The following is a 13,288-nucleotide window of genomic DNA, read 5'->3' as shown; positions in this document are numbered from 1 at the left end:
AACCATGCCTACACCGGACTTCATTCTTCAACTGCGCGAAAAAATCGGCCAGGACCTGTTGTGGCTGCCCGGCGCCACCGCCGTGGTGCTCGACGACAACAACCGGGTGCTGCTGGGCCGGCGCGCGGATAACGGCATCTGGACGCTGATCACCGGGATCCTGGAACCGGGGGAGCAGCCTGCCGTCGGGATCGTCCGGGAAGTGTTCGAGGAAACCGGCGTGGTGGCGGAAGTGGAGCATCTGGCCGAGGTGTTCGCCGGCGGCCCCATGGAGTTCGTCAACGGCGACCAGGCGCAGTTCCTGACGCTGAATTTCCGCTGCCGCTACGTTTCGGGCGAGGCCCGGGTGAACGACGACGAGTCCTCCGAGGTGGGATGGTTTGCCTTGGAGGACCTGCCGGAGCTGCCCAACTACCACCGTGCCCGGCTGAGAGCTGCCCTGCGGGCTACCGGCGTGCCGGAGTTCGTGCGCTGAAGATGCCGCCGTCGTGCACCTGGACGGTGCACGACGGCCGGTGTTACCGGCCGGACTCGCTGCTGTCCGGGGATGAACCCGCACTCGCGTGGCTTCCGGCGTCGACGAGATTGCCGGCGTCGTCGTCCGGATCCTTGGCAGCGCCGGGATCCTGGCGCGTGCCGGCCTGGGCGGCTTCCCGCTCGGCCTCCAGACGAACAGCTTCCTCGCCGCCGATCGCCTCGCCGCGGGCGACCATGCCGGCCACGTCGGAGAGCGGAATCTGCTTCATGGTGATGGCAAGGACGAGGGCGATGACCAGGAACGGCACGAGATACCAGAAGACCGGCGCCAGGGAATCGGCGTAGGCGCTGACAATGCCGTCCTGGACCCGCTGCGGCAGTTGGCTCATCGCCGCCGGCTCCAGCGTGGCCGTGGCGTTCGCCGCGGCTTCGGGCGAGGCCCCCGAGCCGGTGAACACGTTGGTCAATGACTCCGACAGGCGGGAGGTGAACATCGCGCCGAAGATCGCCACGCCCAAGGCCGCTCCAACCTCGCGGAAGTAGTTGTTGGAGCTGGTCGCCGTGCCGATCTGGTCCACCGGGACCGAGTTCTGGACCACGAGGACCACTACCTGCATGATCAAACCGAGCCCCGCGCCGAAGAGGAACAGCTGGCCGCAGATGACCCAGATCGGGGTGGCGGCCTCGAGCGTGGTCATCCACAGCATCGCGGCGATTACCACGGCGCTGCCGGCGATCGGATACGCCTTGTACTTGCCGGACTTGGTGATCGCCAGGCCGGACCAGATGGACGTACCCATCATGCCGACCATCATCGGCAGCATCAGCAGGCCGGAGACCGCGGCCGAGGTGCCGGAGGACATCTGCAGGAACGTCGGGACGAACGCCAGCGCGGCGAACATGGCCACGCCCAGGGTGAAGCCGATGGCCGTGCTGTTGATGAAGATCGGGTTCTTGAACAGGCTCAGCGGGATGATCGGGTCCTCAGCCTTGCGCTCCACAAGGACAAACGCGACGGCGGCCAGCAGCATCCCGGCACCGAAGAGCCAGGTCAGCGGGGCGCCCCAGCCGTAGTCGTTCCGGCCACCGAAGTCGGTAAAGAAGATCATGCAGGCGGTGGCTGCGGACAAGAGAACGACGCCGGCGATATCGATCCGCTTCTCAGCCTTCTTGTTGGGCAAGGTCAGCGCGAAGTAGGCGATCAGGAAGGCAATAATGCCGATGGGAATGTTGATGTAGAAGGCCCACTGCCAGGTCAGGTGGTCCACAAAGTAGCCGCCGAGCAGAGGGCCGGCAACGGCGGAGAGGCCGAAGATGCCGCCAAGCGGGCCCATGTACTTGCCGCGCTCATTGGCCGGGACGATGTCGGCGATGATGGCCTGCGAGAGGATCATCAGCCCGCCGCCGCCCAGTCCCTGCATGGCGCGGAAGACCACGAAGGTCCAGAAGTCCGGGGCGAACGCGCAGCCCACCGAGGCCAGCGTAAACAGGGCGATGGCAAAGAGGAACAGGTTGCGCCGGCCCATAACATCGCCGAACTTGCCGTAGATCGGCATCACGATCGTGGTGGCCAGCAGGTACGCCGTGGTGATCCAGGTCTGGTGTTCCACGCCGCCAAGCTGGCCGACGATGGTGGGCATCGCCGTCGAGACGATGGTCTGGTCCAGGCTGGCCAGCATCATGCCGGCGATCAGCGCGGAGAAAATGATCCAGATGCGTTTCTGGGTCAGCAGAAGCGGGCCCTCGGTCCGTGCAGCGGTTGCGGTCATGAAGGTTCCTTGGTGAGGATAGTGGCTGCAGACTCAGGGTTGCCTGCGGCGACTGGGCGGTCAGGTGGTTGTCGTGTGGGCTGCCGGGTGGATGATGGCGCGGACGGCATCTACCGCTTCGGTCAGGACCTCGCGGTAGCTGCGGGTGTTCCACGGGGCGAAAAACTCTTCGCCGGCCTGTTTGGAGATGGCGGTCATGACGCCGACGGCCAGCCGTATCCGCAGGTCTTGGGGCAGCAAGCGTTCCCGCGCTGCCAGCAGTTGGGCAAAGGCTTCCTCGGCCTTCTGGGACCCGTGCACGGCCTTGTCCAAAAGTTTGGGTTCGGCCGTAATGGCCTCCCGGAGCCGGACGACGTCCTCCCGGCTCATGGCCAGGCGGTCCATCATGGCGCAGGCGAGTTCGATGAAATCGGGCAGCAGGGTCGGCGAGATTTCGTCGGCGGGAAAACCGGCTCCGCCTTCGACGAACACCTGCGCCAGTGCCTCCGGAATGTGGTCCATTGGATCCCCGAGGATGGCGTCCTCTTTGCCGGGAAAGTAGTTGAAGAACGTGCGGCGCGAGATACCGACTTCTTCGCAGAGCTGTTCGACGGTAAACCCGCTGACGCCGTGCGCGGCGGTGAGGGAGCGCGCGGCGTCGGTGATGGCCACGCGCGTTGCCGCGCGTTTGCGCTCGCGTCTCCCGCCGCCGTCGTCCTTTGTACTCTCTGCCACCGTTGAATTTTTGCACTTTTGAGGCGATAGTGCAATTTAGTGGGCTGCGCCACAGCCGGCGTCCGGGGCGGCAGGGAAGGCGGGTCAGCGGGGCGTCGGCGCCGGCAGGGGAGGCGGGCCAGCGGCGTTGCCCTGACGCAAGCACATGGCGGCACAGCAAAACGCCCCCGGTCCGGTGTGGACCAGGGGCGCTTTCAGGTTTGCGCGGGCGGCGCTACCTGTTGTGCTTGCTTGAGCTTACTTCTGCGGCGGGGTGGTCATGGACAGGACGTCCAGAGCCTTGTCCAGCTGCTCTTCGGTCAGTTCGCCGCGCTCGAGGAAGCCCAGGGCCACGACGGACTCGCGGACGGTCAGGCCTTCCTTGACCGCGTGCTTGGCGATCTTGGCCGCGTTCTCGTAGCCGATGTACTTGTTCAGCGGGGTCACGATGGACGGCGAAGCTTCGGCCAGGAAGCGGGCGCGCTCCACGTTGGCGGTCAGGCCGTCGATCATCTTGTCCGCCATGACGCGGCTGGTGTTGGTCAGCAGGCGGATGGACTCGAGCAGGTTGGCCGCCATGACCGGGATGCCGACGTTCAGCTCGAAGGCGCCGTTGGTGGAGGACAGGGCGATGGTGGTGTCGTTGCCGATGACCTGTGCGGAGACCATGATGGCGGCCTCGCAGATGACCGGGTTGACCTTGCCGGGCATGATCGAGGAGCCGGGCTGCAGATCCGGGATGGCGATTTCGCCGAGGCCGGTGTTGGGGCCGGAGCCCATCCAGCGAAGATCGTTGTTGATCTTCATGAAGGAGTAGGCGATGTTGCGCAGCTGGCCGGAGGCCTCGACCAGGCCGTCGCGGTTGGCCTGGGCCTCGAAGTGGTCGCGGGCCTCGATCAGCGGCAGGCCGGTGTCGGCTGCGAGCAGTTCGATCACGCGGGCGGAGAAGCCGGCGGGGGTGTTAATGCCGGTGCCGACGGCGGTGCCGCCCAGAGGGACCTCGGCGACGCGGGGGAGCGAGGAATTGATGCGCTCGATGCCGTAGCGGACCTGTGCGGCGTAGCCGCCGAACTCCTGGCCCAGGGTGACCGGGGTGGCATCCATCAGGTGGGTGCGGCCGGACTTAACGACGTCCTTGAACTCCACGGCCTTGCGCTCCAGCGAAGCGGCCAGGTAGTCCAGCGCCGGGATCAGGTCATTGATCAGCGCGGACGTGGCGGCAACGTGCACCGAGGTGGGGAACACGTCGTTGGAGGACTGCGAGGCGTTGACGTGGTCGTTGGGGTGGACCACCTTGTCGCTGCCGGACTCCTTGAGCGAGCGCGAAGCCAGCTCGGCGAGGACCTCGTTGGTGTTCATGTTCGAGGACGTGCCGGAACCGGTCTGGAACACATCGATGGGGAAGTCGCCGTCGTACTTGCCGGAGGCGACTTCATCGGCAGCGGCTTCGATCGCCTTGGCCAGCTCGCCGTCGAGCACGCCCAGTTCGGCGTTGGCGGTGGCGGCGGCCTTCTTGATCCGGGCCAGCGCCTCGATGTGCGCGCGCTCGAGCGTCTTGCCGGAGATCGGGAAGTTCTCGACGGCGCGCTGGGTCTGCGCGCGGTAGAGAGCGTTTACCGGGACGCGGACCTCGCCCATGGTGTCGTGTTCAATACGGTACTCAACGGAGTCGGCAGTAGTGGAAGTCATGCCCTCAGTTTCTCCCACGGCGTTAGAGCGCACCAAATCCTGAGACAAGCTCCGCCCGGCCTTCGGCAAGCCGGTAGGTGACGCCGATGACGGCGACTTCGCCCTTGTCGACGGACTCGGAGATGACGCGCGAACTGTCTACCAGCCGCTCCGCCACCTGCTGCACGTGCTCGACCACCATGTCGTTGACTTCCTCGAAGCCGTTCCGCCGGGCGGCGAGGACGGAGGGAGTGATGCGTTCGACCAGGTCGCGCAGGAATCCCTTGGGCATTTCGCCCGTGTCCACGGTCTGTTTGGCAGCGGTCACCGCGCCGCAACTGTCGTGGCCGAGCACCACGATCAGCGGGACATCGAGCAAGCTGACGCTGTACTCCAGCGAACCGAGGACCGCGTCGTCGATGACCTGACCTGCGGTGCGGACCACGAACGCATCGCCGAGGCCCAGATCGAAGATGATTTCCGCGGCCAGCCGGGAGTCCGAGCAGCCGAATATTACGGCGAACGGATGCTGCTGGTTGACCAGCGAACTGCGGCGGGAGGCGTCCTGGTTCGGGTGGTTAGAGGAGCCGGCGACGAATCGTTCGTTGCCTTCGCGGAGCTTTTGCCACGCCAATGCGGGGGTGAGGTCTGTAGTCACCCTGCTTACTTTACTGACATGCGCCGGGTGGGGCGTTTCCGTTGCGGTCCGTTACGCCGGTTACTTTTCGGCCGGCTCGTTCTGGGCCAGTTCCTCCACTACGGCAGCGCCGAGGATGTCGAACTCGTCAAGGTCCGCGCCGCCGCTGAGGATCACGGTGAAACCGTCCTGCTCCAGCACAAGGTGCTTGCGGTCTTCGCCGCGGTCGCGCAGTTCCCAGCTTTCCCCGCCGGCCTGGCGGTCGCTGGTGATGGGTGCGTTGTCAGTGGTCTGCGCGATCCAGGTGGGATTGGCTTTGTCCGTCTGGGTCAGGGCGATGTGCTGGCCCTTGGGCGTGAGGTAGCCGACTTCCCATGCGGGGACTGCTCCGGTGCCGCCGGTGTTCCAACGGGCATAGTTGGCACGCCACGGTTCCGGCATTTCGACGGTCAGCGGCTCATAGCCGGCGGTGGCCGCGGCCTGCGATGCCGTGCCGGGAACGTCAATGTTACGTTCGTAAACTTCGGACTTGCTGGCCGGGTTCAGGAAGAAGATCGGCAGGAAGATCGCGATGGTCAGGCCCAAGGCAATCAGCATGCCGGTCACGGTGGCATTGGCACGTTTGGCCTGTTTTGCGGTCAGAACCGGGGTTGCGGCAGGCTGGTCTGAATCTTCGGGGCGTACTTCACTCACCCCTCTATCGTCTCTTAAACTACGGCACCCTCGCACCGCCGTCGTGCTTTGAATGGGTTTGGGCGGTGCCGGATAAGTCGGACGTGCCTGTCATCACAGACTCGGCGGGCGCCCCGGCGACTATGATCGGAAGTACAGGAAAACCGATGCAGTCCCGATCGGAACTGCGCCCAAGCCACTCGAAGATGAGGTTCTCGTGTCCAAAGCCGCACCGGCCGCCCAGTATTCAACGCTTTCCCCGTCCCTGGCTGTTGCCGACGACGGGCCGGACCGCAACCTGGCCCTGGAGCTCGTCCGCGTGACCGAAGCTGCCGCCATCGCCGGCGGCCACTGGGTTGGCTACGGGGACAAAAACACCGCAGACGGCGCCGCCGTGGACGCCATGCGTTCCTTCCTATCCACCGTCCACTTCAACGGCGTTGTGGTGATCGGCGAGGGCGAAAAAGACGAAGCCCCCATGCTCTACAACGGCGAGAAGGTCGGCGACGGCTCCGGGCCCGAGGTTGACGTGGCCGTGGACCCGATCGACGGCACCCGCCTGACCGCGTTGGGCATCAACAACGCGCTGTCCGTGCTGGCCGTTTCCGAGCGCGGCAGCATGTTCGACCCGTCGGCCGTGTTCTACATGGAGAAGTTGATCACCGGTCCCGAGGCCGCCGACCTGGTGGACCTGCGCCTGCCGATCAAGCAGAACCTGCACCTGATCGCCAAGGCCAAGAACAAGAAGGTCAACCAGATCAACGTGATGATCCTGGACCGCGACCGGCACAAGCCGATGGTCGAAGAGATCCGCGCTGCCGGCGCCCGCACCCGCTTCATCATGGACGGCGACGTGGCCGGCGGTATTGCTGCCGCCCGCGAAGGCACGGGCATCGACGTCCTGATGGGCATCGGCGGCACCCCGGAGGGCATCGTCACGGCCTGCGCCATCAAGTCCCTCGGCGGCGTCATCCAGGGCCGCCTGTGGCCCACCAACGATGACGAAAAGCAGAAGGCGATCGACGCCGGCCACGACCTGGACCGCGTGCTGACCACCAATGACCTGGTCACCAGCGACAACTGCTACTTCGCCGCCACCGGCATCACTGACGGCGACCTGCTGCGCGGCGTCCGCTACGCGCCCAACACGGTGCGCACCCAGTCCATCGTGATGCGTTCCAAGTCCGGCACCATCCGCTTTGTCGACGGCGAGCATCGCGCCGACAAGTGGGAAGGCTACGAGCGCAAGCACTAGGCAGCGCGCCCGGACTTCCGCGTCCGTACAAGAAAACCCGCTCCGGCTCAGGCCGGGGCGGGTTTTCTTATGGCCGGCTGGGGGCGCCTGCCGCGTTGCAACCCATGTTCAGGCCTAACGGTCCAAGTTTAGGCTTCAAGTAACGCGCTGACTTGGGACGATGTTTTGCGCGTGTTTTAAACATGGGTCGCTAGCGGGCGTGGCGGGCCAGCGGAGGCGCTGAGGGGCCGGGGGAGACCCGTCAGCGGACGGGGGTCAGCGGCCGAGCTTGGTGCGCACCTTGTCCAGCGCTGGACCGGCTGTGGAACGTGCCTTCGCCAGTGCCGGGCCGGCGGCGGAACGTACCTTGTGCAGGGCCGGCACAGCGGTATCACGCAGCTTGCGGGCCAGGCCGTAGGCGGAGTGCATCACCTTGTTGACTGGCAGGTCCCAGGAGCCCGGGTAGGCCACCTCGAAGCCGCCGAAGGAGCGCTTGAAGCGGGAGAAGCCGGCCCAGGCGTGGTCCGGTTCATCCTCGGGGGAGACGCCCCACATATCGAAGCGGGTCATGCCGGAGGCCTTGGCGTCCATCATCATGGTGACGACCAGCGGGATACCGGCATTGAGCTTGCGGTAGGTGTCGTCCGCCGCCGCGTGAGCGTAGACGCGCGTGGTCTCCGTGTCGTAGGACAGCGCCGCGGCGATCGGGGTGCCCTCCAGCTTGGCGATGAAGATCTTCGCGTTGCCGGCCGGCACCAGGGCCTGGGCGGCGCGGGTGAGGTAGTCATCGGACTGCGCCTTGAACTCGGCCCGCTCCGAAACATCGTGCAGGAAGCCCAGCAGGATGGAGATGTCCTTCGGATCGGTGGAGATCTCGAAGGTCACGCCCTTCTTGTGGATGTTCCGGTAGAGGTTCCGGCTGGTGCTGCGCATGTCGGCCAGGATCTTGTCTTCGTCCTGGGTCAGATCCACCATCCACGTCAGGTGCGGCTGGATGTCGGCGGGCGCCTTGACGAGTCCCAGTCCTGCCAGCTCGGCCTCCGCATCGGTGCCCGGGCCGGAGGCAAGGCCCGCGTCGACCGGCTCCACGCGCACGTAGTGTGCGCCCTCGGCCTTCGCCAGCGCTGCCAGGGCCTCGAGTGCGCGGGTCAGGGCATGCTTGTCCTCGGCGGCGGGCCCGTACGGCACGTAGAGGTAACTGCCCAGAGGCGTCTTCTCGTGGATGGCCAGAAAGGAGTAGCCGTCGCCGGTGGACTCGAAGACTTTCTTCCCGAGACTGCGCTGGAACTCGGCCCAGGCGGCGGACTGCAGGATGGAGGAACTCATGCGTCGATATCCGTTCGTTGATTCACTGAACTTCATAGACTTTCATAAAACTCGGCGAACTCGCTGGCATTGCCCGCGCACGTGACCGCAAAAAGCACGGCGGGGGAGTCCGCGTTGAGCACCGGATGGACCAGCACGGGCTGCTCCGAAGCGGGGATGAACGCTGAATCTCCGCGGTGCAGGGTCAGATCCGTAACGGGCGAGTCCAGCAGTGCGCTGCCACTGACGGCCAGCACCACAACGGGACCATGCTGTGCCAGCGGTACGGGCGTGTCGCCGTCGTTAATCTCGATGCGCTGGAGCTGGAACTCTGCGAACGGCGGGCAGTAAAGCTCCTGGCCGGCGTCCGTCAGCTTCCGTTCCACCCGGGGCGGCTCGATCGGGCGGAAATCCGTGATCTTGAGCAGCTCGGGGATGTTGATGTGCTTGGGGGTCAGCCCGCCGCGGAGCACGTTGTCGCTGGTGGCCATGACCTCGATGCCGAGGCCGCGCAGGTAGGCGTGCACGTTGCCGGCCGGCAGGCTCAGGGCCTGGCCCGGCTGCAGCGTGGTCAGGTTCAGCAGCAGCGAAATCAGCGTGCCCGGGTCCTGCGGGTAGAGCTCCGCCAGCCAGCGGACTGCGGCGAACTCCGGCCCGGTTTCCTCTTCGGGGACGGCAGCCAGCACCGCGGCCGTGTTGTCGACCAAGGCAGCGGACTCGGCGCCGCCTTCGAGCAGCGTCACGAAAGCGCCACGGATGGCCGCGGATTCGTCCGGGCCCTCAAGCGACTTGATCACCCGTTCCAGCAGGGCGGTGTCCGCGTCGACGGCCTTGAGCTTGCCATGGAGGCCGCGGAAAAACCGGACGGAATCCTGAGGGTGCCGGAAGCCGCACAGGGCCTGGAACTCCGTCAGGGCGAAGAGCATTTCCGGCTTGTGGTTGTCGTCGCGGTAGCTGCGTCCGGGGGAGGACAGCGGGACCTTGGCGGCGTTCTCGGCCGCAAAGCCCTCGCGTGCCTGCTCCAACGTGGGGTGGACCTGCAGCGAGAGCGCCTCGTCGGCGGCCAGGACCTTGGTCAAGAACGGCAGCTTGGCGCCGAACAGGGCGAGCGCGTTCTCGCCGAGCGCCAGCCGGGGCCCGTCGTTAATGAAGTCCGTGAGCGGCTGCTCATCGCCGTCGGGCAAATGGACCGACGACGGCGAGTCCGGGTGGGCTCCGATCCACAACTCCGCCTCGGGGCTGCCCGAGGGTTCGCGGCCGAACAACTCGGCAATCGCCGTCGGCGATCCCCAGGCATAGGGTCGCAGAACATTGGTCAGCCGGTACATTGTGGAGCCTCTTCTCTATGCAGGTATCTGAACGTGCTGGTGCGACGACTTCGATACTAAGGCACCGAGCATTCCCCGTTCCCGCGCACGATCGACGAAAGCGTTGCCGTGTCGCCGATGACAGCCAGCTGCTGCAGGTACTCCTCGGTAATCTCCGGAGTCTGTTCAGCCGGTGTTTCGGCCGGGGCGGCTTCGGCGCCGCCGTCGTTGGCCGAAGTGTCCTCCGCGGTGCCGCCCGAGTCCGCGCCGCCGTCGTTGTTTTCGCCGGCGCCGGAATCCGAACCGCTGTCCGGTTTGGAGCCCGCGTCGCCGCCAGCGTCCTTAGTCTCCTCTTCCTGGATGAACATCTCCTGAACGCGAGGGTGGATCTGGCTGAAGTCCGGGAAGGTGACGAAGTTGTCCGAGGGGGTGCCGAAGTCCGGCGGGCCAATGGTCAGCCGCTTGATCTTCTGCCCCTTGGCATCGGCAGCCAGGGAAACGAAGCTGCCGAGCTGCTCGCTGGGAATGTCCGTCTCCACGACCTCCTCGCCGGCGGAGGCCAGCTGCTGGAAGCGGGTCAGCACGGTGGCAGGGTCCAGCTGCTTGACCATCGCGGACATCACGCACTGTTGGCGCTGCACGCGGTCGTAGTCGGTGGCGAATTCGCGTGAACGGGCGTACCAAAGCGCGTGGTAGCCGTCCAGCTCCTGCACGCCCGGGGCGATCCAGCCCTTCGGCGGGTAGTGCTGGTTGGTGCCGGGAATGGTCCGGTTCGAGATGGGCACCCAGCCGCCGGCGTCCACGGTGATGCCGCCCATCGCGTCCACGAGGGCCTCGAAGCCGCCCATGTCCACCAGCGCGTAGGCCTGGATTTCGATGCCGAGGATGCCGCTGACCGCGTCCTTCATGGCCTCGGCGCCCGGGTTTTTGGCGTCCGGGTAGAGGTGCGCGTAGTTCTGCTCCACGTCCACGTAGAGCGCGTTGATGATGCACTCGTCGCCGCAGTTGAAGCCCTCCGGATAGACCGCGTGCATCGGCGAGTCCTCCGGGAACGGAGCGTTCTGGAAGTTGCGCGGGATGCCGAACATGACCGTCTGGCCGGTCTTGGCGTCCACGCTGACCACCTGGATGCTGTCCGGCCTTAGACCCACACGGCCGGCCCCGGCGTCCCCGCCCATCAGCAGGAAGTTGTAGCGCCCGTCCACCGGATCGAAGGCGGGCCGGGTTTCGAAGATGGTGCCCAGCGTGCTGCGTCCCACGTTCATCAGGTAGGCGCCGTAGCCCAGCGTGCCGGTGGTCAGCGCCATCAGCGCCACCAGGCAGACCGCCACGATGGGGCGCATGCCCGGCGCGAGCAGGCCCGGCCGGATGATCCGCAGCGTGTCCAGGAACAGGAACGCCCAGAACAGCGCCAGCGCCGCCAGCACAATGACCAGCACCAGCGAGCCCCAGCGGTGGGTGGCGATGTTGACCAGCGTTGGCCAGTTCACCAGGGCCACGATGCCCGCGGCAATCAGCAGCACCCACACGGTAAACGTCACCCGCAGCGCCTTGCGGCCTAAGTTGCGGTTGCCCGCCACCAGCTGCGCGCTGCCCGGGATGAACAGGGTCAGCAGCAGCAGGATAAACGCGCGCTTGGTCCGCACCGGAGCCGCCGCGCTCTGCGGGTAGCGGACCGGATCGGTGACGCCGTAGCCATCGTCACCGCGATTGCCGCGGCGCGGACTGTCCTGTGGGGCGATGCGCGGCGTCATGACAATTTTGCCCGCAGGGCTTCACCCTTGTCGTACGCGCTTTGGCGCAGCTCAGCGGCGAAGTCGGCCAGCTGCGGCTGCAGCCGGGCGGCAAGGTCATCGGTTCCGGCGGCCAGTATCCGGACCGCCAGCAGCCCGGCGTTCCGGGCGCCGCCGATGGAGACGGTGGCGACGGGAACGCCGGCTGGCATCTGCACGATGGACAGCAGCGAGTCCATGCCGTCCAGCATCTTCAGCGGCACCGGGACACCGATGACCGGCAGCGTGGTGACCGATGCCAGCATGCCCGGCAGGTGCGCGGCGCCGCCGGCCCCGGCGATGATAGCGCGCAGCCCGCGGCCCTGGGCCTCTTTGCCGTAGCGGATCATGTCCTCGGGCATGCGGTGCGCGGAGACCACATCGGCCTCGTACGGAATGCCGAATTCTTCCAGCGCCGCGGCCGCAGCCTGCATGACGGGCCAGTCAGAATCGGAGCCCATTACGACGCCGACAATCGGGTTTTCGCTCATAAGTTGCCTTCCTGCGGGTCTGCCCCGGTGCCCTGCGGGTCTGCCCCGTCGCGGATGATCGCGGCCACCCTTGCGGCCTTGGTGCGCAGCACGTCCACGTCCGAAGCGTGCCGGCCCACCACATTAACATGTCCGATTTTGCGGCCGGGACGCACCGACTTGCCGTAGCCGTGGACCTTGACGTCCGGTTCGGCAGCCAGCGCCTGCGGGTAGGCGCCGAACAGATCCGTGTTGGCTCCGCCCAGGTAATTCTTCATAACGACGACGGCGCCCAATGCCGCCGTATCCCCGAGCGGCAGGTCCAGGACCGCGCGAAGGTGCTGCTCGAACTGGCTGGTCACGCAGCCGTCCATGGTCCAGTGGCCGGTGTTGTGCGGGCGCATGGCCAGCTCGTTGATGACGAAGCCCTGGCCCTGGCCGGGGGTCTCGAACAGTTCGGCGGCCATCACGCCGGTGACGCCGAGCTCCTCGGCGAGGCGCAGCGCGGCCTGCTGGGCGGCTTCGGCCACCTCGGCGGAAAGTTCCTGGGCCGGGGCGATGACCTCGTCGCAGACCCCGTCCACCTGGATGGTGTGGGCCACCGGCCAGGCCTTGGCCTCGCCGGAAGGCGTGCGTGCCACCAGGGCGGAGAGCTCGCGGCTGAAGTCCACCTTGTCCTCGGCCAGCAGTGGTGTCCCGGTGAACCAGTCAGCGGCAGCCGCGGCAGCGCCGGCGTCGTCAATCATGCGAACGCCCTTGCCGTCATAGCCGCCGCGCGGAGTCTTGAGCACCACCGGCCAGCCGGTCTGCTCGCCGAACGCGACCAGCTCCTCGACGGTGGAAACCGCGGCCCAGGCCGGGTTGGGCAGGCCGAGCTTTTCGACGACGCCGCGCATGATGAGCTTGTCCTGCGCGTGGATCAGCGCATCCGGCTGCGGCTGGACATTGACGCCCTCGGCGATCAGGGTCTGCAGGTGCTCGGTGGGCACGTGCTCGTGGTCGAAGGTCATCACATCCAGGCCTTGGGCGAACCGGCGCAGGGTGTCCAGATCCTTGTAGTCGCCGACCGGGGCGTTGGCCACTGCCGCGACCGCCGAGACGTCTTCTGCCTCGGCCAGGACGCGGAGTTCAAAGCCAAGGGCTACTGCACAGGGGGCCATCATGCGGGCTAGCTGGCCGCCGCCAACAACGCCAATTACTGGGAAAGTCACGTAGTTAGCGTACCGAACCACATCCCCGATAGCCCTATCCCCGGCCGTGCGGCACTGCTAACCTTCGCTGACC

General features: G+C 66.4%; 12 protein-coding genes. 2 read left to right on the top strand and 10 right to left on the bottom strand.

Annotated elements, in window-relative coordinates; translation table 11 throughout:
- Positions 1 to 4: 4 nt before the first annotated feature.
- Entirely contained in the window at positions 5 to 475 is a 471-nt protein-coding gene (locus AC3A4M_RS05965) for an NUDIX hydrolase (protein ID WP_498734606.1), read from the top strand.
- A gap of 43 nt (positions 476 to 518) precedes the next feature.
- Here the strand turns inward: AC3A4M_RS05965 and AC3A4M_RS05960 are convergent, their stop codons facing one another.
- The 5 genes from AC3A4M_RS05960 to AC3A4M_RS05940 form a co-directional block, all read right to left on the bottom strand.
- Positions 519 to 2,246 carry an MDR family MFS transporter gene (locus AC3A4M_RS05960; RefSeq protein WP_498734604.1) on the bottom strand — a complete coding sequence of 576 codons (1,728 nt, stop codon included), beginning with the start codon at positions 2,244 to 2,246 and terminating at the stop codon, positions 519 to 521.
- 60 nt (positions 2,247 to 2,306) lie between these two features.
- On the bottom strand, positions 2,307 to 2,960 hold the full coding sequence (locus tag AC3A4M_RS05955) for a TetR/AcrR family transcriptional regulator (protein WP_498734602.1): 654 nt from the start codon (positions 2,958 to 2,960) through the stop codon (positions 2,307 to 2,309).
- Between the two features lie 237 nt (positions 2,961 to 3,197).
- Positions 3,198 to 4,628 (bottom strand): class II fumarate hydratase, encoded by a 1,431-nt coding sequence (locus AC3A4M_RS05950; RefSeq protein ID WP_498734600.1) that lies wholly within the window; start codon positions 4,626 to 4,628, stop codon positions 3,198 to 3,200.
- Positions 4,629 to 4,650: 22 nt separating this feature from the next.
- Entirely contained in the window at positions 4,651 to 5,265 is a 615-nt protein-coding gene (locus AC3A4M_RS05945) for a carbonic anhydrase (RefSeq protein ID WP_498639616.1), read from the bottom strand.
- A 60-nt stretch (positions 5,266 to 5,325) separates the two neighbouring features.
- A complete protein-coding gene (locus AC3A4M_RS05940; protein WP_498734599.1) occupies positions 5,326 to 5,937 on the bottom strand; it encodes a DUF4245 domain-containing protein in 612 nt (203 codons plus the stop codon).
- Between the two features lie 196 nt (positions 5,938 to 6,133).
- Here AC3A4M_RS05940 and glpX point away from each other — a divergent pair, with 196 nt between their 5' ends.
- Positions 6,134 to 7,171 (top strand): class II fructose-bisphosphatase, encoded by a 1,038-nt coding sequence (glpX, locus tag AC3A4M_RS05935; protein WP_169991052.1) that lies wholly within the window; start codon positions 6,134 to 6,136, stop codon positions 7,169 to 7,171.
- A 255-nt stretch (positions 7,172 to 7,426) separates the two neighbouring features.
- Here the strand turns inward: glpX and AC3A4M_RS05930 are convergent, their stop codons facing one another.
- The 5 genes from AC3A4M_RS05930 to AC3A4M_RS05910 are packed head-to-tail and all read right to left on the bottom strand — an operon-like array spanning position 7,427 to position 13,215.
- Positions 7,427 to 8,476 carry a lipid II:glycine glycyltransferase FemX gene (locus AC3A4M_RS05930; RefSeq protein ID WP_498734598.1) on the bottom strand — a complete coding sequence of 350 codons (1,050 nt, stop codon included), beginning with the start codon at positions 8,474 to 8,476 and terminating at the stop codon, positions 7,427 to 7,429.
- Positions 8,477 to 8,508: 32 nt separating this feature from the next.
- A complete protein-coding gene (gene manA / locus AC3A4M_RS05925; protein WP_498734596.1) occupies positions 8,509 to 9,783 on the bottom strand; it encodes a mannose-6-phosphate isomerase, class I in 1,275 nt (424 codons plus the stop codon).
- Positions 9,784 to 9,839: 56 nt separating this feature from the next.
- Positions 9,840 to 11,516 carry an LCP family protein gene (locus AC3A4M_RS05920; RefSeq protein ID WP_498734594.1) on the bottom strand — a complete coding sequence of 559 codons (1,677 nt, stop codon included), beginning with the start codon at positions 11,514 to 11,516 and terminating at the stop codon, positions 9,840 to 9,842.
- Complete coding sequence (gene purE, locus AC3A4M_RS05915; RefSeq protein ID WP_498734592.1) at positions 11,513 to 12,025, bottom strand: 5-(carboxyamino)imidazole ribonucleotide mutase; 513 nt, start codon at positions 12,023 to 12,025, stop codon at positions 11,513 to 11,515. Before purE ends, AC3A4M_RS05920 begins: the two co-directional genes overlap by 4 nt.
- Positions 12,022 to 13,215 carry a 5-(carboxyamino)imidazole ribonucleotide synthase gene (locus AC3A4M_RS05910; RefSeq protein ID WP_498734591.1) on the bottom strand — a complete coding sequence of 398 codons (1,194 nt, stop codon included), beginning with the start codon at positions 13,213 to 13,215 and terminating at the stop codon, positions 12,022 to 12,024. Before AC3A4M_RS05910 ends, purE begins: the two co-directional genes overlap by 4 nt.
- Positions 13,216 to 13,288 lie beyond the last annotated feature (73 nt).

Source organism: Arthrobacter sp. Soil_C_60 (genome assembly GCF_057656375.1).
The sequence above is the reverse complement of the archived record's forward strand: the minus strand, read 5'-3'. Positions and strand labels throughout refer to the sequence as shown.

Bases quoted from the DNA above. Each gene is read 5' to 3' on its own strand.
- AC3A4M_RS05920 (WP_498734594.1), bottom strand. From the start codon at position 11,516: ATGACGCCGCGCATCGCCCCACAGGACAGTCCGCGCCGCGGCAATCGC.
- AC3A4M_RS05950 (WP_498734600.1), bottom strand. From the start codon at position 4,628: ATGACTTCCACTACTGCCGACTCCGTTGAGTACCGTATTGAACACGAC.
- purE (WP_498734592.1), bottom strand. From the start codon at position 12,025: ATGAGCGAAAACCCGATTGTCGGCGTCGTAATGGGCTCCGATTCTGAC.
- AC3A4M_RS05930 (WP_498734598.1), bottom strand. From the start codon at position 8,476: ATGAGTTCCTCCATCCTGCAGTCCGCCGCCTGGGCCGAGTTCCAGCGC.
- AC3A4M_RS05960 (WP_498734604.1), bottom strand. From the start codon at position 2,246: ATGACCGCAACCGCTGCACGGACCGAGGGCCCGCTTCTGCTGACCCAG.
- manA (WP_498734596.1), bottom strand. From the start codon at position 9,783: ATGTACCGGCTGACCAATGTTCTGCGACCCTATGCCTGGGGATCGCCG.
- AC3A4M_RS05965 (WP_498734606.1), top strand. From the start codon at position 5: ATGCCTACACCGGACTTCATTCTTCAACTGCGCGAAAAAATCGGCCAG.